Below are 18,829 nucleotides of genomic sequence, written 5' to 3' on the forward strand. Positions count from 1 at the left end.
AAGCGGTTCATGGTGCCCCGCGTGGCCCACTGCAGCGAGGGCTGCCCTAGTCGGTCCTGGGCATGACGCAAAACTGCCCACCGGATCCGACCCGGGAGTCGCGCGGCCCGCCGGCCGCAGGCTCCCGGGTTTGTTTGTAACTTCGGTCGTTGGTCGTTAGTCGTTGGTCGTCGGTCGAGGGCCTTCGGCCCGCTGGGCGGCTAGGCTGCTAGGCGGCCGGGCCGCTTCCCCGAACCGTCGCCAAACGCTCGGTGGGGCATGGGTTTCAGGGGCCAGAATTCAGAAGTGGGTGGACAGGGAGAAGGCTTTTCGGTGCCCCGAGAGGATCCCCCCGGGAACCCAGGATTTCCTGTCTCCTGTCCGCTGAATTCCGGTTCCTGAAAGCCATGCCCCGCCGCCGGCTCTGCTCCCCGCATCAGGGAACGTTACCCTTCCCGTTGTAGGGCCCCGCAGGGGCCTGATGGGGCCTTCTACCAGGTTGCGTTCAAAGCCGTTGGCCCCCCTTGCCCCGCTCCCCGAGGGCTCTCGGTTGGAACGCAGTTCGGTATGGGACCCGGGGCAAGGCTGCCCCGGGTCGATCCCCATCGGGGCTACATCGGGAAGGATCCGGACTCCCCCGGGGCCGGCGGGGCAGGGGCCAGGCGTTCGGCAGGGGGGAGCCGTCGGGTGCGGGGCCTCCACACCCCCAGGGCCCGGAACCCCCACACCCCCAGCACGAACCCGGCCACCACCAGCCAGGCGAACCACCGGCGGTCGACCCTCACGTCCGGACCTCCAGCCGCAGCTCCAGGGCGCCCCGGTCGCATGCGTCGAGGCAGCGCAGGCAGTTGGTGCACAGGGCGTCGGTGACCCGCTGCCGGCGGGCAACGGGAATGCGCTGGGGGCAGGCCCGGGAGCACCGGTTGCACCGGGTGCAGGCCGGGTCGGCCCGGGTGATGCGGATGCGCCCGAGCCGGGAGATCGGGTCCAGGGCCGCGCCCAGGGGGCAGAGGTAGTGGCACCAGGCCCCGGGCACCACCAGCGCCCCGGCCGCCAGCACGGCCAGCACGGCGTATCCCCCGACCGGGGCCGCGGCGCTCCCCACCGTGTACAGGGCGAAGAAGGGGTCCACCTCCTTGAACACCAGGTACCCCGCCCACCCGGTGAGCCCCACGAGCACCGCCAGCACGGCGTAACGCAGCCGCCGGAGACGCCGATCCCACCGGCCGGGCAGCCGGACCTGGCGGACCCCGAGCCGCCGGCCGACCCAACCCAGGGCCTCGAACACGGCGCCGAAGGGGCACAGCCAGGAGCAGAAGGTCTTCTTCGTCAGCAGCACCAGCGCCGCCACGGCGAACAGCACCCCCAGGTTGCGCAGGGTCACCGGCCCCACGAACGAGACCCCCCGGCCCGCGGCCAGGCCCTGGGCGGCCCGCACCACCCCCTCCAAGGGGCCGAACGGGCAGTAGTCCTCGATGCTCAGGCTGCCGGCCTCGGGGCCGAACGGGAACAGACCGGCCAGGGCCGACAGCGTGGGAGGGGGGGTGCGGGTCTGGTCCGCCAACGCCACGAGGTAGGCCGCGTTGAGGGCGATCCAGGCGGCCCAGAGCACCGAGGCGGCCTGGACGGCCACCCGCAGGGGCCAGGCGCGGTTACGCAACCCGGTCCCCCTGTTGGGGTTGCTCGATGCGGGGCGAGGGGAAGCAGGCCCCGCAGGCGGCGCACACCCCCAGGGGGCAGGTGCCCGTCCCGGTCCGCCCGAGGGCGGCCAGCACCAGCCCCCACAGGCCCACGGCCACGGCCAACCAGCGAGCCCTCACGCGCACGGCTCACCCCGCCAGGGCCCGGGCCACGTCCCCCAGGCCCAGCCCGCCCAGGGTCTCGGCGGTGGGAACCCCTCCGGACCGGGTCCAGCCCCGCCGTTCGTAGTACTCGGCCAGCATCCGGGCCTCCTGCTGCGCGTCGAGCACGGCGCCGGCCCGCGGGCCGGTCCGGAACGGCTCGGACCGACACCGCTCCGGAAGCCGGTCGTCCTCCGGGCCGAACCCCTCGCGCACGGCGAAGGCCCGCTCGAGGTTCCAGATCCGCGCCCCGATGCGGCGCAGGTCGTCCGGGGACCGGTCCACCCCGGTGACCGCGGCCAGGGCCTGGGCCTGCACGGACAGGGGGTTGGCGTAGAGGTGGAACCGGCACAGCCCCAGCGAGTCGGACACGGCCCGCTCGTCCTGGACCCGAGGGGTGTGGCCGAACTCGTGGGCGGCCCCCACCGGCGAGGTGCCGAACGAGACCGCCAGCAGGGGCAGGCCCGGCGGGTTGTAGGTGTCCATCTCGAGCCCCTTCACCTCCATAGCCCACGGGGCCGTGTCGGGCCCCAGCTCCCGGCTGGCCGCCCGCACGCCCCGGGCGGCCCAGACCACGCCCTCGTCTGCCCCGGCCAGCAGGTCCACCAGGGCCAGGAACCCCTCGGGGTCCCCCCACCGGGGCTCGACCCCGGCCAGCTGCGAGGGGGTGACCACGCCCTTGTCGGCGGCCTCGGCCAGGAATCCAAGGAGGTTGCCGGTGCTGGAGGGGTCGAGCCCCAGGCGGTCGCACCGGTCCTTCAGGCGGAGCACGGCCTCCAGGTCGTCGAGCCCCAGGTTGGTCCCCAGCATGGCCGCGGTCTCCAGCTCCGGGCCGGCCACGGCCAGCCCCCGCCCGTCCCGATCCCGGATCCGGGCCACCTTGCGGCAGTGGAGCGGGCAGTAGAAGCAGGCCTCGCTGCGGGTCCAGAAGACCGCCTCGGCCCGGACCGCCCCCACCCGGGGGGCCGCCGGGGTCCACCCCTCCCGGAAGTTCCGCACCGCCAGGAACCCGGCGTCGTTTCCGGCCTCCAGCAGGCAGGCGGTTCCGTACCGCCGCCAGGTCTCGAACCGGTTCCACCCCCGGAGGTTCTTGGTGAGCCCCGGCGTCAGCTCGTCCAGGGCCTGGGGCCGCGCCGCGTCGAACGGGGTCAGGGTGCCCCGCACCGCGATGGCCTTGAGGTTCTTGCTCCCCCACACGGCCCCGATGCCGCCCCGGCCGCCGTGGGCCCCGTAGGGGTGGCTGTGCACGACCGAGGCCAGGGGAACGAGCCTCTCCCCGGCCGGGCCGATGGCCGCCACCTGGTACGGCTCGCGGGGCAGCTCGTGGCGCAGCATCGCCTCGGCCTCGGGGATCTCCTTGCCCCAGAGGTCCAGCGACGGCCGCAGGTGGGCCTCGCCGTCCCGGATCACCAGGCTGACCGGCTCGGGGGCCCGACCCCTCAGGATCACGGCGTCGAACCCGGCGTAGCGAAGCTCCGTGGCCAGATGGCCCGGCATCTGGCCGATGGCCAGGGTGGCCGCGCCGGCCACGCCGTTGCGCGGAGCGGTGGCCGGGCTCTTGGTCACCACGCTGGTGCGCGACGCCCCCGGCACGGGGAACCCCGTGAGAGGGCCGGCCGCCAGCACCACCACGTTCTCGGGCCCCAGCGGGTCCGCTCGGGCCGGCACCGCGTCCCAGACGAGCCGGACCGCCAGGCCCCTGCCGCCGAGGTAGCGGGCGACGAGGTCCGGGTCCAGCCGCCGGGTGCGCACCTCGCGCCGGGTCAGATCCACGTCGAGAACGGTTCCTGCGTAAGCTTCCATGTGACTTCGGTCGTTGGTCGTCAGTCGTTGGTCGTCGGTTGGGGGCCTTCGGCCCGCTGGGCGGCTAGGCAGCTAGGCGGCCGGGCGGCTCTCGAATCGCGCCAAAGCTCGGGGGTATGGGGATCAGGGGTCAGAGGACAGACGTCAGTGGACGGGTCGTGGTCCCACGACGTCGCTTTGGCCACAGTGTCTTTACCCTTTTTCTGGCTCCTGTCCCCGAAATTTTGGCTCCTGAAGATGGCTCCGGCGCCTCCCAGCCTCCTCGCCCCCTCACCGGTACCACAGCCGCGCCAGCTCCTCGCCGAGGAGGTACGGGTTGCGGGCCAGGTACCGGCCGTCGAAGGTGATCGGCACCCGCGCCATCGCCCCGTTGGGGCAGAACTTGACGCAGGAGGGGTCGCCGTCGCACAGGGTGCAGAACCCCTCGGGGCGTTTCGATGCCTCGTTGCGCCGCAGGATGCCGCTGCGTTCCCGCTGGCACACGTCCACGCACTTCCAGCACCCCGTGCACGCCACGTTGTCGAGCTTGAGCCCCTTGACCTTGGGGTCGTGGTACAGCGCCCGGGTGCCGGCGGCCGCGTCCACCACCACGGGGCACTCCGCGATGCACGGGGCGTCCTTGCACAGGTAGCAGTGGTTGGGCACGCTCACCGGCGGCACCAGGTGGATCACCTGGAGGTTGGCGTGGCGGGGATTGTAGGTCTTGTAGTTCTTGCGGGCGCACTCCACCTCGCAGATGCGGCAGCCGACGCACCGCTTCAGGTCCACGACGACCAGGGAAGGAGGCTGCTCCTGGGGCTGGGCCGCCGGCGCGGGCCGTGGCAGCAGGAGGCACAGGGCCAGGTAAGAGGCGCCGGCGCAGGCCTGCACCAGAAACTGCCGGCGGCTGGGCCGGGATGCGGCCGTCGGGGCGGGCTCCCGGCGGCGGGGCAGTCGGGAGAGGCAGTAGTCCTCGGGTCCGGGCGGGTGTAGCATGGGGCCCCCCGTGCTGGTCCGACCTCGGCAGGTTGCCTGGGATGGGATGAGTGCGGCGAGGGTAGGGTAGGGCCGGGACCGTGTCAAGACGTGCCGGCCCCCGGAAGGGAGGTCTCCCGTGACCGCGCAGCTTTGGACGGCGCTGGCCGCGCCGGTGTTCGGGTTCGCCATCGGATACGCCACCAACGCCCTGGCGATCCGGATGCTGTTCAGGCCGTACGACGAGAAGCGGGTGCTGGGCCTGCGGTTCCAGGGCATGATCCCCCGCCGCAAGCAGGACATCGCCCGGACCGTGGCCGAGGTGGTGACCACCGAGCTCCTGCGGGAGGACCGGGTGGCCGAGCGGTTGGCAGGGCCCGAGGTGCGTCAGGCCCTCGAGGCCCTGGCCACGGACCTGGCGGTCCGGTACCTGGCGCCGGGGGAGGGGGCGTGGATCACGCGCCCCGAGCCGCGCCGGGCCCTGGCGCGGGCGGTGGAGGGGGCGGTGCGGGAAGGGGCGGCCGGCCTGGCCGCGTGGCTCTCGGGGCCGGAGGGGCGCCGGGCGGTGGGCGCGGTGCTGGGGAGCCTGCTCGAACGCTCGCCGGCGGACCTGCTGCCCGGGGAGCAGGGGCTCCTGCGGCGGTTCGCGGCCGGCAAGGCTGCGGAGCTGCTGGCCTCGCCCGGCCTGGAGGCCCGGGTGCGGCAGGCCGTGAGCCGATTCGCCGTGCGGCTGGCCGGCGTGGAGCGGCCGGTGGGCGAGCTGCTGCCGCCCGAGGTGCGGGGGGCGATGCGGGCGGCCGTGGAGCCCCTGGTGGACCCCCTGCTCCACCGCTTCGAGGAGGCGGTGCTGTCGCCGGCCAACGTGGACCGGATCAAGGCCGCGGTCCGGGCGGGCATCGTGGGGTACCTGGCCGAGCTGAGGGGGGGGCTGGTCAAGAACGCGATCCGCCACGCCGCGCTCCTGGCCCGGGACCGGATCTTCCGGGAGGCGGACGAGCTGGTCGACGCGAACCTGTTCCGGCTCCGGGAGCTGGTGCGCCAGGAGGAGCACCGGGAGAGGATCCGGGAGGGGATCCTGGAGGCCGTGGACGGGTTCCTGGGGCGCACCCCGGGCGAGATCCTGGCCGAGGTGCCGGCCGAGGCCCTGGACCGCCTGTTCGACCAGGTGTCCGCCTGGGCGGCCGGCCGGCTGCGACGGCCCGACACGGCCGAGGCCCTGGTGGGGTGGGTGGAGCGCGAGCTCGACCGGTGGTACGCGGAGCCGCTGGGGCGGGCCGTGGCCGTGGCGGATCCGACCGCGCCGCAACGTTGGGTCGAGTCGTTCGTGGGCTGGGCCCGGGACGGCGGGCTGGAGCGGCTGGCCGAGCGGGAGGCCCCCCGGATCCGCCGGGCCGTGGAGCAGGCCTTGGCCAGCGGCCGGATCCCGCCTCCGCCCCGGGAGGTGGTGCGGGACCTGGTGGGGGTGGCGTTCCAGCGGGTCATGCCGGTGATCGCCGAGCAGGTGCCCGCGGTGCTGTCGATCGTGGACGTGAGGGGGCTGGTGGAACGCCAGATCCAGGCGTTCTCTCCGGCCGAGGTCGAGCGGGTCATCCTGCAGGTGGCCCGGCGGGAGCTGCGGGCCATCACCTGGTGGGGCGGGGTGCTGGGGGCTGCGGTGGGAGGGGTGCAGGCGGGCCTGCTGCTGCTGGCCGGTTGATCTTGCCCGGGGGGGCGGGGGTCTGCTAGGGTCCGTACGTTCAGCCTCCGGGGGGCGGGCAGAGGCTGGAAACCAGAGGCTAGTGTCATGCTCCGCAAGTTCGTGCATTCCCCGGGGCGGTGGGGCTGGGGACCCCTCCTTCGCTGAACGGCCTCGCAGGGGCCGCCTCGGCTCGGCCCGCTGCGGCGCGTGAGGGCACGCGCCGCGGCCGCTCCCCTGCGCCGGGCGGCCCGGCCTGCTCGGCCATCGCGCTTCGTCGGAGCCCCCAGCCCCACCGCCGCAACCGATATGCTTTCTTGCGCAACGGGACACTAGAGACTGGAAACCGGAGGCTAGAGGCAACCAGCGGAGAGGAAAGAGGTTGTTAGCCTTTTGGCCTCCCAGCCTCCTGGCTTCCGAGCCTTCCAGCGGGCCGAAGGCCCAAACGTTCGTTGGTCCGGGACGTTGCCGCCGAGGGGCAAGGGGCCTGGTTCCGGCCGTGCGTGAGTGCAGCATCCGACTTACGCTGCATCCGGCGCCCAGCCCGGGTTGCAAAGGTTCGGTGGCGGATCGATCTACGAGAACGTTTTCAGGGGGCCTGGGGAAGCAAGCATCGGCTGAGCACCGGATGCCGCGGCTGTAGGAGCCACGCCCGGCGCTCCACCAGGCCCCTTGCCCCTCGACTCCGATGTCGAGGCGAGTTTTCGACCGACGACTAACGACTGACGACCGAAGTCATTGGGAGGAACGCTCCGAGCATGGGTATGAAGGTGTTCAACACGCTCTCCGGCCGCAAGGAGCCGTTCGAGCCGCTGGTGCCGGGCCGGGTCGGCATGTACGTGTGCGGGGTGACCGTGTACGACCGGTGCCACATCGGTCACGCCCGCTGCGCCGTGGTGTTCGACGTGATCTACCGGTACCTCCGGTACAGCTCGTTCGACGTCACCTACGTGCGCAACTTCACGGACGTGGACGACAAGATCATCCGCCGGGCCAACGAGGAGGGGGTGCCGGCCTCGGAGATCGCCGAGCGCTACATCCAGGCGTTCTACGAGGACATGGACGCGCTGGGCGTGGAGCGGCCCACCCACGAGCCCCGGGCCACCGAGCACGTGGAGGACATGATCGCCCACATTGAGGGGCTGATCGCCAAGGGCCACGCGTACGAGGTGGAAGGGGACGTGTACTTCTCGGTGGACAGCTACCCGGCCTACGGCCGGCTGTCGAAGCGCTCCCTCGAGGACCTGGTGGCCGGGGCCCGGGTGGAGGTGGATCCCCGCAAACGGAACCCCCTGGACTTCGCCTTGTGGAAGGCGGCCAAGCCCGGCGAGCCGTCGTGGCCCAGCCCCTGGGGCCCGGGTCGGCCCGGCTGGCACATCGAGTGCTCGGTGATGAGCCAGAAGTACCTGGGCGAGACGGTGGACGTGCACGGCGGCGGCAAGGACCTGGTGTTCCCCCACCACGAGAACGAGGTGGCCCAGGCCGAGGCGCTCACGGGCCGGCCGTTCGTGCGGTACTGGCTCCACAACGGGTTCGTGAACGTGAACCAGGAGAAGATGTCCAAGAGCCTGGGCAACTTCTTCACGATTCACGAGGTCCTGAAGCAGGTCCACCCCGAGGTGCTGCGGGTGTTCCTGCTGGGCCATCACTACCGGAGCCCGGTGGACTATACCGACCAGGCGCTCCACGATGCGGCCGCCGGGCTGGACCGGCTCTACGGGTTGCTGGAGCGGGCGGACGGGGTGCTGCGGGGCCGGGACGTGCCGGCCCAGGTGCCGGTGTCGGAGCTGGGCAACGGCAGCCGGGCCGTGCACGAGGCCGTGCTGGGGCTGTTCTACCAGTTCGAGCACGCCATGAACGACGACTTCAACACGGCCGAGGCCCTGGGGCACATCCACCGGTGCGCCCGGGAGGTGGGGGCGTTCCTCCACGAGGGGTTCGATCCCCAGTCCCACCACCTGGCGGTGGTGCGGTACGCGGCCGAGAGCCTGCGCAAGTTGGGGGCCGTGCTGGGCATCCTCCAGGACGACCCCGTGGCCTACCGGGAGGCCCGGCGGAAGGGGGGGGCGGCGACCCTCGGCATCGACCCGGAGTGGGTCGAACGCAAGATCGCCGAGCGGGCCGCCGCCCGCAAGGCCCGGGACTGGGCCACGGCCGACCGCATCCGGGACGAGCTGGCCGAGCGCGGCGTGGTGCTCGAGGACGGCCCCGGCGGGACCCGTTGGAAGGTGAGGTAGGGGGGGCCGCCCCGAGAACCCATGTCCGAGTTTCGCCTCGTCACCGAGTTCGAGCCCCGGGGGGACCAGCCCCGGGCGATCGACGAACTCGCCCGGGGGGTCGAGGAAGGGCTGCGCCACCAGGTGCTCCTGGGGGTCACCGGCTCGGGCAAGACCTTCACCATTGCCAACGTGGTGGCCCGGGTGAACCGGCCCACCCTGGTGATCGCCCCCAACAAGACCCTGGCGGCCCAGCTCTACGCCGAGTTCAAGGCGCTGTTTCCGCATAACGCGGTCGAGTACTTCGTCAGCTACTACGATTACTACCAGCCCGAGGCCTACCTCCCCGAGCAGGACCTCTACATCGAGAAGGACTCGTCCATCAACGACCGGATCGACCGGCTGCGCCACGCAGCAACCCACGCGCTGCTCACCCGGCGGGACGTGCTGATCGTGGCGAGCGTGTCGTGCATCTACGGCCTGGGCGACCCCGAGACCTACCAGGAGATGGTGCTGTACCTGGAGGAAGGGGTCGAGGCGGACCGGGACCGGGTGCTCCGCAAGCTGGTGGACCTCCAATACCAGCGGAACGACGTGGACTTCCACCGGGGCACCTTCCGGGTCCGGGGAGACGTGGTGGAGGTGTTCCCCGCGTACGAGGACGAGCACGCGATCCGGGTGGAGTTCTTCGGCGACGAGATCGAGGCGATCCACCTGGTGGATCCCCTGCGGGGCCGGAGGATCGGCCGGCTCCGGCACGTCCTGATCCCCCCCGCCAGCCACTACGTGACCCCGCGGCACGTGCTGGATCGGGCGATCCGCTCGATCCAGCAGGAGTTGGGTGAGCGGCTGCGGGAGCTGCGGGCCCAAGGCAAACTCCTGGAGGCCCAGCGGCTGGAGCAGCGCACCCTGTTCGACATCGAGATGCTCCAGGAGATGGGGTACTGCACCGGCATCGAGAACTACTCCCGCCACCTGACGGGCCGAAGCCCCGGGGAACCCCCGCCCACCCTCATCGACTACTTTCCCGACGACTTTCTGCTGGTCGTGGACGAGAGCCACGTCACGATCCCCCAGATCGCGGGCATGTACCGGGGCGACCGGTCCCGCAAGGAGACCCTGGTGGAGTACGGATTCCGGCTGCCGTCGGCCCTGGACAACCGGCCCCTACGGTTCGACGAGTTCGAGGCCCGGGTGAACCAGGCGATCTACGTCTCCGCCACGCCCGGCCGGTACGAGCTGGAGAAGGCCGGCGGCCGGGTGGTGGAGCAGATCGTGCGGCCCACCGGGCTCGTGGACCCCGAGATCGTGGTCAAGCCGGCCGAAACCCAGGTGGACGACCTGCTCGAGGAGATCCGCCGCACCGTGGCCCGGGGCGAGCGGGTGCTGGTGACCACCCTGACCAAGCGGATGGCAGAGGACCTCACCCGGTACTACGCCGAAGCGGGGGTGAAGACGGTGTACCTGCACTCGGACATCGACACCCTGGAGCGGGTGCGGATCATCCGGAATCTGCGGCAGGGGGAGCACGACGTGCTGATCGGGGTCAACCTGCTGCGGGAGGGCCTGGACCTGCCCGAGGTGAGCCTGGTGGCGGTGCTCGACGCGGACAAGGAGGGGTTCCTGCGCAGCGAGACCAGCCTGATCCAGACCGCGGGTCGGGCGGCGCGGAACGTGAACGGCCGGGTGATCTTCTACGCCGACCGGATCACGGGCTCCATGGCCCGGGCCATCGCCGAGAGCCGGCGCCGCCGGGCGGCCCAGCTGGCCTACAACGAGGCCCACGGCATCACGCCCGAGTCGGTGGTGAGGCGAATCGACGACGTGCTCTCCTCGGTGTACGAGATGGACTACGTCACCGTGCCGGCGGCGGCCGAGGAGGAGTTCCCCTATCGGGACGCCGCAGAGCTGGAGGCCCGGATCGAGGAGCTCCGAAAGAAGATGCACGAGGCCGCGGCCGAGCTGGAGTTCGAGCGGGCGGCCCGGTACCGGGACGAGATCCGCCGGCTTGAGGACCAGGCCCTGCGGGTGGTCGGCGCCGCCACCGGGGCGTGAGCTCGGAGCCGCCCTCGTTTGACCCCTTCCTGCCTTTCCGATAGCTTACTTTTCGGGCTGGGCCCTTCACGGGGCCGTCTAGAGACTGGAAACTAGAGACTAGAAACTAGGGGTCAGACCGTTGGATGGGGGCTCTACCAGGCCCCTTCGGGGCCCTGCAACAGGGAAGGGTAACTTCTCCCCAAACCGGGAGGTGAAGGCCCGGGGCATGGTGATTCCTAAGGACGTGGGGGAATCCGGGAGGTTTTTCAGCCTTCAAGCTTCCTAGCCTCCTGGCTTTCCAGCCTTCAAGCGGGCCGAAGTCCCCCGACCGGCGACCAACGACTGACGACCAAAAACCGAAGTTGCTTGGTTCCCTGCGTCCCCGGCGGCGTCCGAGCCGGGGAACTCCCCTTCGTCGAGAAAGGATCAGCACCCGAGATGGAACGATTCCCCTGGCAGCGGGCCCTGGGGCTCCTGCTTCTTCTCCTGTTGATGAGCGTGATGGTGGAGAACCTCTCCCGCACGCCCACCGGTCCCTCCCCCAGTGTGTCGTATTCCACGTTCAAGAAGGAGCTGCGCGACGGCAACGTGCAGCGTGTGGTGCTCACCGATCAGGACGTCACCGCCACCCTGTACCGGGCGGTGGCGGTGGGCAAGGCGGGACAGCAGGTGCAGACCATTCGGACCAGTCTGCCCCCCCTGGACGACCGGGAGCTCCTGCCGTTGCTGGAGGAGAAAGGGGTCGAGCTGCAGGTGAGGCGCCGGGGCCAGGAGAACATGTGGTGGATGTTCCTGGTGAACAGCCTCCCCTGGCTGCTGCTGCTGGGGTTCTGGGTGTGGACCATGCGCAGGGCCCAGAACGCCCGGTTCGGCCCGTTCGGCAGCTTCGGCCAGGTCAAGGCCAAGGTGTACGAGGCCAATGTGCCGAAGGTCACGTTCAAGGACGTAGCCGGCATGGAGAACCCCAAGAGGGAGCTGGCGGAGATCGTGGACTACCTGGGCGACCCCGAGCGGTTCCAGCGGGTGGGCGGCCGGGTGCCCAAGGGGATCCTGCTCATGGGGCCGCCGGGCACGGGCAAGACCCTGATGGCCCGGGCGGTGGCTGGGGAGGCCGGGGTGCCGTTCTTCTCGACCAGCGCCTCGGAGTTCATCGAGATGTTCGTGGGGGTGGGGGCCGCGCGGGTGCGGGACCTGTTCGAGAAGGCCCGGGCCAAGGCCCCCAGCATCATCTTCATCGACGAGATCGACGCGGTGGGCCGGTCGCGGGGCACGGGCCTGGGTGGCGGGCACGACGAGCGCGAGCAGACCCTGAACCAGCTCCTGGGGGAGATGGACGGGTTCGAGGGCCACGAGCGGGTGATCGTGATCGCGGCCACGAACCGGCCGGACGTGTTGGACCCCGCCCTGCTGCGGCCGGGCCGTTTCGATCGGCACGTGGTGATCGATCTGCCCACCCTGGAGGAGCGGGCCGCGATCCTTCGGATCCACACCCGCTCGATGCCCCTGGCCCCGGACGTGGACCTGGACATGATGGCCCGGTCCACCCCGGGGATGAGCGGGGCCGACCTGGAAAACCTGTGCAACGAGGCGGCGCTGTTCGCGGCGCGGGAGCGAAGCGACCTGGTGACCAAGGCCCACTTCGAGCAGGCCAAGGACAAGGTCCTGATGGGCCTGGAGCGGCCGGGTCTCACCGATGAGAACGAGCGCCGGATCACGGCGTACCACGAGGCCGGCCACGCGGTGGTGGCCCGGCTTCTCCCCGGCATGGACCCGGTGCACAAGGTGACCATCGTGCCCCGGGGGGCGGCCCTGGGGGTGACCCAGATCGTGCCCGAGGCGGATCGGCACTACTACCCCAAGTCGTATCTGCTGGGAAAGATCACGGTGAACATGGGCGGGCGGGCGGCGGAGCTGCTGGTGTTCGACGACCTGTCCACCGGGGCACAGAACGACCTGAAACAGTCCACCGATCTGGCCGAGAAGATGGTGTGCCAGTGGGGGATGAGCGACCGGGTGGGGCCGGTGACGTTCAGCCGGGGCGAGGAACACGTGTTCCTCGGCAAGAAGCTGGCCCAGGAGAAGTCCTATTCGGAGCAGATGGGCTGGATCATCGACCAGGAGATCGAGACCCTCGTGCGGGACTGCGAGGCCCAGGCGGCGGAGCTGCTGAAGGCCCACCGCGAGGCCCTGGACCGGGTGGCGGCGGCCCTGCTGGAGCGGGAGGAGTTGACCGGCGCCGAGGTGGACCGGTTGATCGCCGGATCCGGAGACGAGGAGGGCCGGGCGACCGAGGAGTGAGGGCCCCCCGAAGGAGTGGCAGCGCCTCCAACGCTCGCACCGTGAAACCGTTCGGTCCCCGGCCGGACCGCCATGAAACCACCGTTGGTGCCCCGTGCCTGCGCGGCGAATCTCATGCCCGGCTTCGCGCGCGGCCGGAAGCGGACCCCATGCCCCACCGCCGAAACCGTGCGGGGATCGGTTCGAGTCACGTGGTCGGCCGGGGGGCTGAGGGAATGGAGGGGCAAGTGGGAAAAAGGTTTCCACAATTGGGCTGTTTTTGCCACGCCGTGCTCGGCGCCGGCCGGCTCCGTTTTTCGCGGAACCGGCCGTTTTATTGGAATCCGGGTTGGGAAGAGGCGTGGGGCAAGACTCTTGCATGGAATCCGGCAAACCCGCGCTGCGCCTCGCTGCTGGATGCGAAAGGAACGCCTCGACATGCCCGTGGAGATCCCCGCCCCGTGTTTCGTCTCGGTGCCGCTGGAGGTATCGGGCCCGTGGGTCACCGAGGCCCCCGAGAAGGTCAACCTCCTATTCCAGGCCCAGTGGGCCGCCCGAAGCGCGGTGTCGCTGGAGGACGCGTTCGGGCTGCTGGTGGACCTGGCCGACCCGCTGGTACCGGCGGACGGGGCAGCGGTGGTGTGGGACGGAGGGCCGGAAGGAGGGGGCACGGTGCATCAGGCGCGGGGGCTGGCGGTCCAGCGGGAGGAGAGCTTCCGGCGGCTGGTCGAAGCCCTGGCGGGCCGGAGGACGCAGCCGGTGCTGCTGGACGAGGGGCGGGCGGCCCGGGCCGCCTGGGAGCTCCTGGAGCCGTTCGGGGCCACGGGCCTCGTGGCGGTGCCCATCGGCGGATCCGGGAGGAGCTGGGGGCTTCTGGTGCTCCTGCGCGGGCAGGGGAACGAGTTCTGCGAGGACGAGGCGCGGATCCTGCGGCTCCTGGCCCTGAGCTTCGAGCCGGTGCTCGAGGATCTGGCCACCGGGGACCGGGCCAAGGAGCTGGCTTTCGTGGACCGGCTCACGGGGGCGTTCACCCGGCGGTACTTCGACCAGCACTTCCGGGGCGAGGTGGCCCGGGCGAACCGGTCCCAGACCCCGATGGCCCTGCTGCTGATGGAGATCGACCAGATCCCCGAGGTTCGGATCCGGCAGGGGCCGGCCGTGGCCGACGCCCTGCTTCAGGCGGTGGTGCGCCGGGTGGATGAGACCCGGCGCCAGAGCGACACCCTGGCCCGCATCGAGCGGGAGCGGCTCGCCGTCATCCTGCCCGGCGCCGGCCCGGACCACGTGGCCGTGTTGGCGCGCCGCCTGTTCGACGCCCTGGCGGCCCCGCTGATCCCCGACCTCGTGCCGGGCGGTGGCATCCGGGTCAACCCCCACATGGGGGCGGCCGTGCTGCCCGACCACGGGGACACCGCCGAGGTCCTGTGGAACCGGGCCCTGGAGTCCCTGGAGGCGGCCCGGGGCATGTCCGGCCGACGGTACTACGCACCGCCCCGTCCGGAGGAGGACGCCGGCGACCGCCTGCTGGACCGCCTGGCGGCCCAGAGCCTGGTGGGCCGGCCCGGGGAGCCGGGGGTGCTCTTGGCGTGGATCGCCCGGCTGTGCCGGGAGGTGGTGCCGGCGGACCGGGTCTCCCTGATGGAGCGGGACGACGGGCACCTGGTGGTCCAGGAGGCGTTCGGGTTCGAGGGGAGGGATCAGGTGATCCGGACCACCCGGGTCCCCATGGACTCGGAGAGCGTGTCGGGATGGGTGGCCCGGCACCGGCGTCCCCTGCTGGTTCCCGACGACACGGCCATCGAGGAACTGCCGGTGAACCGGGTGGGGGGCTACCGGAGCGACTCGTTCCTCAGCGTGCCCCTGGTCGCCGAGGGAGATCTGGAGGGGGTGGTCCACTTCAGCAACCGGTCGGACGGTGGGGTGTTCACCCGCGACGACCTGGAGCGGTTCCTTCCGGTGGCCGACCGGATCGCCCAGGTGCTCCGGTCCTGCCGGCGGTTCTCGTCGGATCGGCAGGGGTTCCTGAGGGAGTCGCTGGCTTACCTGGTGGACATGGTGGAGGACATGATCCCCGGAATGGGGGGCCATTCCCTGACCGTGGCCCAGTGGGCCGGGCGGCTGGCGCGCGCCCTGGGATGGGACGAAGAGGCCGTGGAGCGCGTCGTGACGAGCGCCCGGTTCCACGACCTGGGGGAGGCGAGCTTTCGGGTGCACCGCCTGGCCGAGGCCCGGGCGTTCGGCCCCCGCGAGCGAAGGGACCTGGCCGAGCATCCGCTGCTGGGTTGGCGGTTCCTCGAGGGCCTGGGGATGAAGGGCCTGGACCGGGACGCCATCGTGTACCATCACGAGCGGGAGGACGGCTCGGGCTACATGGGGCGCAAAGGAGATCAGATCCCCCCGGCCGCCAAGATCGTGGCCGTGGCCGAGGCGTTCGTGGGGCTGACCTCCCCCCGGCCCTACCGGGAGGCCGTGCCCATCGGCGAGGCGGTGTCGCGGCTGGAGGCCGAAGCGTTCGACCCGGAGGTGGTGGCCTGCCTGCGAAAGATGGTGACCGACTCAGCCCCGTAGCACCGTTCCGTCCGGAACCGTGAGGGGGTCTGGCCCGTCGTGGGCCACCACCACCCGCCCCTCCACCACCACCCCCCTGCCGAACCGCACGTCGCCCCGCACCTCGAACCACCGGGCCCGGACCAAACTGGGGGGGGCGGGGATGCGCAGGTCCAGGTCGGCCACCGATCGGTAGTAGCGGGGGTCCAGCCGAACCACGGGGGGGCCGAGGCCCGGGTCCCGGGCCGGATTGGGCACCAGGGGGCTCTCCTCTCCCAGGACGTAGGCGTCGCTGCGCCGGACCAGCAGGTCGTCCGTGGTCTTGACCGGGGCGAACCGCCGGCGGCCCACCACCACCCCCACCGACCGGTCGAACGCTCCGATGGCCGCGCCCATGGCGGTCTCCAGTTGGACCACGCCCACGCCCCCCACCTCCTTCCGGTTGACGATCAGGGGAAGGTCCAAGCCGCCCTCCCTCAGCCGGTCGCGCACGGCGTGCAGGTCGAGCCAGAGGTTGTTCGTGTTGAACACCGGGAACCGGTCGGTGTCCTGGAACTCGTCCACGTGCTCCGCGGGCACCTGGGCGATCTCCAGCAGTTCCAGGCGGCCCCGCCGCACGACCAGGGTGCCGCCCTTGACGTCGGCCGGGGTCTTGGGGGTCACCTCCAGGGCGAACGCGAGCCCGTCCCGGGCCATGAGCCCCAGGAGGGCGGGGTGGGGGCTGGCCCCGAGGTTGTCCGCATTGGATACGAAGGCCCAGCGGATCCCAGCCGCGAGCAACCTCTCCAGCAGGCCCGATCCGGCCAGGGCGGCATACAGGTTGCCGTGGCCCGGCGGCGCCCAGGCCTCCTTGTGGTCCGCTCCGGCCAGCGGTCCGCCGTCGTCCACCCGGATCCGGGGAAACCGGTGCTGCACGAAGTCCACCGGCAGCCCCCGCACCCGCAGGTCGTCCAGGGGCAGGGCCCGCAGGGTGTCGTCGCGGGTGGCGAAGGAGTTCATGAACACCACGGGAAGGTCGGCGCCGGTGCGCTTGCGCATCCGGAGAACGTGGTCCACCAGGAGGTCCAGGAAGGTCCGCCCCTGCTTGACCGGCACCAGGCTCTTGGCCCGGTCCATGCGCATGGAGGTGCCGAGCCCGCCGTTCAGCACGATCCAGGCGAGCTGGGACCACCGGTCCTCCCCCTGCCGGCGGAGTTCGGGGGTGTCCAGCTGCTCCTGGGGAACCATCCTTTCGGCTCCCGCCGGCGCGATCTCGGGCCAGCGCACGGTGCCGGTCTCGCCGGACCGGTACCGCCGGTACAGGCGGGCGAAGGTGTCGAACGCCTCCGGCGGCTCGCCGGCGTCCTGGAACATGCCGCGAAACGTCTCCAACGCCTCTTCCACCGGCAGCATCATGGGTCGCTCCTTTCCGGATTTAGGCTGAAGAGACTGGGAAGCCCCCTCAGGCCCCTACGGGGCCGTCTAGAGACTAGAGACTAGAAACTAGAAAAATCTTTGGAACCTCGGCCTGTGAGATTCGACCGACGACCGTAGACCGAAGTTACATGGAAGCCCCTTCGGCCCTGGGGGGCCCTACAACGGAGAAGGGTAACGTTCGTTGGTCCGGGGCCATCGCCGGCGGCGGTTCGGGGAAGCGGCCCGGCCGCCTAGCGGGCCGAAGGCCCCCGACCGACGACCAACGACTGACGACCGACGACCGAAGTTACTGGGAAGCATACGGCGTGGGCCGGCCCCCGGGCAACCTGCCCCCTCGCGGCGGGCCAGGGGGGGCAGGGGTTGCGAAACGCCCCCGGTTGGGGTAGGAAAGGCGGTCCCCGACTGCCTTGCCGGAGGGTTCGGTGTCATCCACGTTTCTCCAGGCGTTCGTCACCCTGTTCGCCATCCTGGACCCGGTGGGCAACACCCCGGTGTTCCTGGCCCTGACGGCCGACCTGCCGGCCCCGGCCCGACGGGGGGTGGCCCTGCGGGCCACGGTGTACATGGTGGCCGTGCTCCTGTTCTTCTCCCTGGCAGGCCGGTTCATCTTCGGCCTGTTCGGGGTGACCCTGGCCGCGTTCCGGGTCACGGGGGGCCTGATCCTGCTGAAGGTGGGGTTCGACATGCTCGAGGCCCGGGACAACCGCATGAAGCGCACCGACGAGGAGGAGGCCGCGGCCCGGGAGAAGGAGGACGTCTCCCTGATCCCCCTGGCCATCCCCATGCTGGCCGGACCGGGGGCGATCTCGGCCGTGCTGATGCTAACCGACGCCGGCCACGGGCCCATGGAGACGGCCATGGTGTGGGCGGCGGTGGCGGCCAACGCCGTCCTGGTGTACGCGGCGTTCCGCCTGGCGGAGCCGCTGTCGCGGTGGATGGGGGCCACCGGCGAGCGGTTGGTGACCCGGTTGATGGGGCTGCTGCTCGTCTCGCTGGCGATCCAGTTCGTGATCAAAGGGGTGCAGGAGATATGGACCGGATGACGGACAGACCCGAGGAGCCGGAGGCCGAGGGGGCGCTTGCGCAGGCGGCGGATCGCGGTAGCCTGGAGGCCATGGACCGAACCAGCTCCTTCCACCGCCTTCGAAAGGCGCGGCAGCGCGCAGCGCACCGCCGCAGAGGCCTGCCGGTGTCCCGCATGGGTCGGGACGCCGGACCGGTGCTCCTGGGCCGCACGGGGGACCTGGCCCCCGACCTGCGCCGCGTGATCGCGGAGTTCGTGGACCGGGCGTTGGCCTACCCCTGGGTCTGGGGGTGTTTCCTCGAGGCCACCCGCGAGGGGGAGAGGCTGATCCTGCACGTGCCGCGCCCCATGACCCGGGCCCTGGAATGCTTGGCCCGCACCTGGCTGGCGGAGATCGAGGCCCGCAGGCCGTCCCCGCCGCTTACGGTGACGGTGTGCCCCTCGCCCCCGGCCGCGGGGTCCGGGGTGAGGACCCTGTTCCGCCGCTGACCCCTCCGGAGGATTCCCGATGACGCCCCCCCTGCTGGAGCGCGCCGACACGGTGCTGGTGGTGGTGGACCTGCAGAGCCGTCTCCTGTCGCACATCCCCGGTGCCGAGGCCGTGGTGGACCGGGCGGTGCGGCTCGTGCGGGCCGCCCGGGTGCTGGACCTGCCGATCCTGTGGACCGAGCAGGAGAAGCTCGGGCCCACGGACCCGCGGGTGGTCGAGGCCCTGCCCGGGATCGAGCCGATCCGGAAACTCGATTTCGGGTGTTTCGGATGCGACGCGTTTTCCCCGGCCCTTCGCGCCACGGGCCGCGGGACCCTGCTCCTGGTGGGGATCGAGGCCCACATCTGCGTGGCCCAGACCGCGCTCCAGGCCCTGCAGGCCGACTACGGGGTGCACGTGGCGGCCGACGCCGTGGCCTCACGCGACCCCCTGCACCGGGATCTGGCCCTGCGGCGGATCGAGGCGGCCGGGGGCGTGGTCACCTGCTGGGAGTCGGCCCTGTACGAGCTGCTGGAACGGGCCGGCACGGAGGAGTTCCGGGCGTGCCTGCCCCTCGTGAAGGGGGCGTAG

The 18,829-nt window shown here is 71.5% G+C and carries 14 protein-coding genes; 8 read left to right on the plus strand and 6 right to left on the minus strand.

Features of this window, described 5'->3' with window-relative positions; genetic code table 11:
• Window positions 1–590 precede the first annotated feature (590 nt).
• The 5 genes from DEFCA_RS21970 to DEFCA_RS0103545 form a co-directional block, all read right to left on the minus strand.
• Window positions 591–764 carry a hypothetical protein gene (locus DEFCA_RS21970; RefSeq protein WP_169709429.1) on the minus strand — a complete coding sequence of 58 codons (174 nt, stop codon included), beginning with the start codon at window positions 762–764 and terminating at the stop codon, window positions 591–593.
• The gene (locus tag DEFCA_RS0103530) at window positions 761–1,639 is read right to left on the minus strand and encodes a 4Fe-4S binding protein (RefSeq protein ID WP_025321660.1); all 879 of its coding nucleotides are present in this window, start codon (window positions 1,637–1,639) and stop codon (window positions 761–763) included. Before DEFCA_RS0103530 ends, DEFCA_RS21970 begins: the two co-directional genes overlap by 4 nt.
• A complete protein-coding gene (locus DEFCA_RS21975) occupies window positions 1,632–1,799 on the minus strand; it encodes a hypothetical protein (RefSeq protein WP_169709430.1) in 168 nt (55 codons plus the stop codon). The genes DEFCA_RS0103530 and DEFCA_RS21975 overlap by 8 nt, the downstream gene beginning before the upstream one ends.
• A gap of 9 nt (window positions 1,800–1,808) precedes the next feature.
• On the minus strand, window positions 1,809–3,623 hold the full coding sequence (locus DEFCA_RS0103540; protein WP_025321661.1) for an aldehyde ferredoxin oxidoreductase family protein: 1,815 nt from the start codon (window positions 3,621–3,623) through the stop codon (window positions 1,809–1,811).
• Between the two features lie 270 nt (window positions 3,624–3,893).
• The gene (locus tag DEFCA_RS0103545; protein WP_051463188.1) at window positions 3,894–4,598 is read right to left on the minus strand and encodes a twin-arginine translocation signal domain-containing protein; all 705 of its coding nucleotides are present in this window, start codon (window positions 4,596–4,598) and stop codon (window positions 3,894–3,896) included.
• Between the two features lie 118 nt (window positions 4,599–4,716).
• Between DEFCA_RS0103545 and DEFCA_RS20235 the strand changes: the two genes are divergently transcribed.
• From DEFCA_RS20235 to DEFCA_RS0103575, 5 genes are all read left to right on the plus strand, one after another.
• Window positions 4,717–6,273 carry a DUF445 family protein gene (locus tag DEFCA_RS20235; RefSeq protein WP_025321662.1) on the plus strand — a complete coding sequence of 519 codons (1,557 nt, stop codon included), beginning with the start codon at window positions 4,717–4,719 and terminating at the stop codon, window positions 6,271–6,273.
• A 737-nt stretch (window positions 6,274–7,010) separates the two neighbouring features.
• Complete coding sequence (gene cysS / locus DEFCA_RS0103560) at window positions 7,011–8,489, plus strand: cysteine--tRNA ligase (protein ID WP_025321663.1); 1,479 nt, start codon at window positions 7,011–7,013, stop codon at window positions 8,487–8,489.
• Window positions 8,490–8,510: 21 nt separating this feature from the next.
• Window positions 8,511–10,523 carry an excinuclease ABC subunit UvrB gene (uvrB, locus tag DEFCA_RS0103565; protein WP_025321664.1) on the plus strand — a complete coding sequence of 671 codons (2,013 nt, stop codon included), beginning with the start codon at window positions 8,511–8,513 and terminating at the stop codon, window positions 10,521–10,523.
• Between the two features lie 420 nt (window positions 10,524–10,943).
• Window positions 10,944–12,803 (plus strand): ATP-dependent zinc metalloprotease FtsH, encoded by a 1,860-nt coding sequence (gene ftsH / locus DEFCA_RS0103570; RefSeq protein ID WP_025321665.1) that lies wholly within the window; start codon window positions 10,944–10,946, stop codon window positions 12,801–12,803.
• A 417-nt stretch (window positions 12,804–13,220) separates the two neighbouring features.
• A complete protein-coding gene (locus DEFCA_RS0103575; RefSeq protein WP_025321666.1) occupies window positions 13,221–15,350 on the plus strand; it encodes a bifunctional diguanylate cyclase/phosphohydrolase in 2,130 nt (709 codons plus the stop codon).
• Here the strand turns inward: DEFCA_RS0103575 and DEFCA_RS0103580 are convergent.
• Entirely contained in the window at window positions 15,339–16,724 is a 1,386-nt protein-coding gene (locus DEFCA_RS0103580; protein ID WP_025321667.1) for a UTP--glucose-1-phosphate uridylyltransferase, read from the minus strand. The two genes, DEFCA_RS0103575 and DEFCA_RS0103580, sit on opposite strands and share 12 nt — an antisense overlap.
• A 443-nt stretch (window positions 16,725–17,167) precedes the next feature.
• On the opposite strand from DEFCA_RS0103580, the gene DEFCA_RS0103585 reads away from it, so the two are divergent.
• Genes DEFCA_RS0103585 through DEFCA_RS0103595 form a run of 3 tightly spaced genes read left to right on the plus strand, consistent with a single transcriptional unit; the run spans window position 17,168 to window position 18,829 of the window.
• On the plus strand, window positions 17,168–17,788 hold the full coding sequence (locus DEFCA_RS0103585; RefSeq protein ID WP_025321668.1) for a MarC family protein: 621 nt from the start codon (window positions 17,168–17,170) through the stop codon (window positions 17,786–17,788).
• Window positions 17,785–18,258: a hypothetical protein gene (locus tag DEFCA_RS0103590; protein ID WP_169709431.1), complete on the plus strand. Its 474-nt coding sequence runs from the start codon at window positions 17,785–17,787 to the stop codon at window positions 18,256–18,258. The genes DEFCA_RS0103585 and DEFCA_RS0103590 overlap by 4 nt, the downstream gene beginning before the upstream one ends.
• Before the next feature lie 19 nt (window positions 18,259–18,277).
• Entirely contained in the window at window positions 18,278–18,829 is a 552-nt protein-coding gene (locus tag DEFCA_RS0103595) for an isochorismatase family protein (RefSeq protein WP_029733500.1), read from the plus strand.

This window comes from Deferrisoma camini S3R1, assembly GCF_000526155.1.
In the GTDB taxonomy this organism is placed as follows: Bacteria; Desulfobacterota; Deferrisomatia; order Deferrisomatales; family Deferrisomataceae; genus Deferrisoma; species Deferrisoma camini.

Bases quoted from the DNA above. Each gene is read 5' to 3' on its own strand.
- DEFCA_RS0103540 (WP_025321661.1), bottom strand. From the start codon at position 3,623: ATGGAAGCTTACGCAGGAACCGTTCTCGACGTGGATCTGACCCGGCGC.
- DEFCA_RS0103545 (WP_051463188.1), bottom strand. From the start codon at position 4,598: ATGCTACACCCGCCCGGACCCGAGGACTACTGCCTCTCCCGACTGCCC.
- cysS (WP_025321663.1), top strand. From the start codon at position 7,011: ATGGGTATGAAGGTGTTCAACACGCTCTCCGGCCGCAAGGAGCCGTTC.
- uvrB (WP_025321664.1), top strand. From the start codon at position 8,511: ATGTCCGAGTTTCGCCTCGTCACCGAGTTCGAGCCCCGGGGGGACCAG.
- ftsH (WP_025321665.1), top strand. From the start codon at position 10,944: ATGGAACGATTCCCCTGGCAGCGGGCCCTGGGGCTCCTGCTTCTTCTC.
- DEFCA_RS0103575 (WP_025321666.1), top strand. From the start codon at position 13,221: ATGCCCGTGGAGATCCCCGCCCCGTGTTTCGTCTCGGTGCCGCTGGAG.
- DEFCA_RS0103580 (WP_025321667.1), bottom strand. From the start codon at position 16,724: ATGATGCTGCCGGTGGAAGAGGCGTTGGAGACGTTTCGCGGCATGTTC.
- DEFCA_RS0103590 (WP_169709431.1), top strand. From the start codon at position 17,785: ATGACGGACAGACCCGAGGAGCCGGAGGCCGAGGGGGCGCTTGCGCAG.
- DEFCA_RS0103595 (WP_029733500.1), top strand. From the start codon at position 18,278: ATGACGCCCCCCCTGCTGGAGCGCGCCGACACGGTGCTGGTGGTGGTG.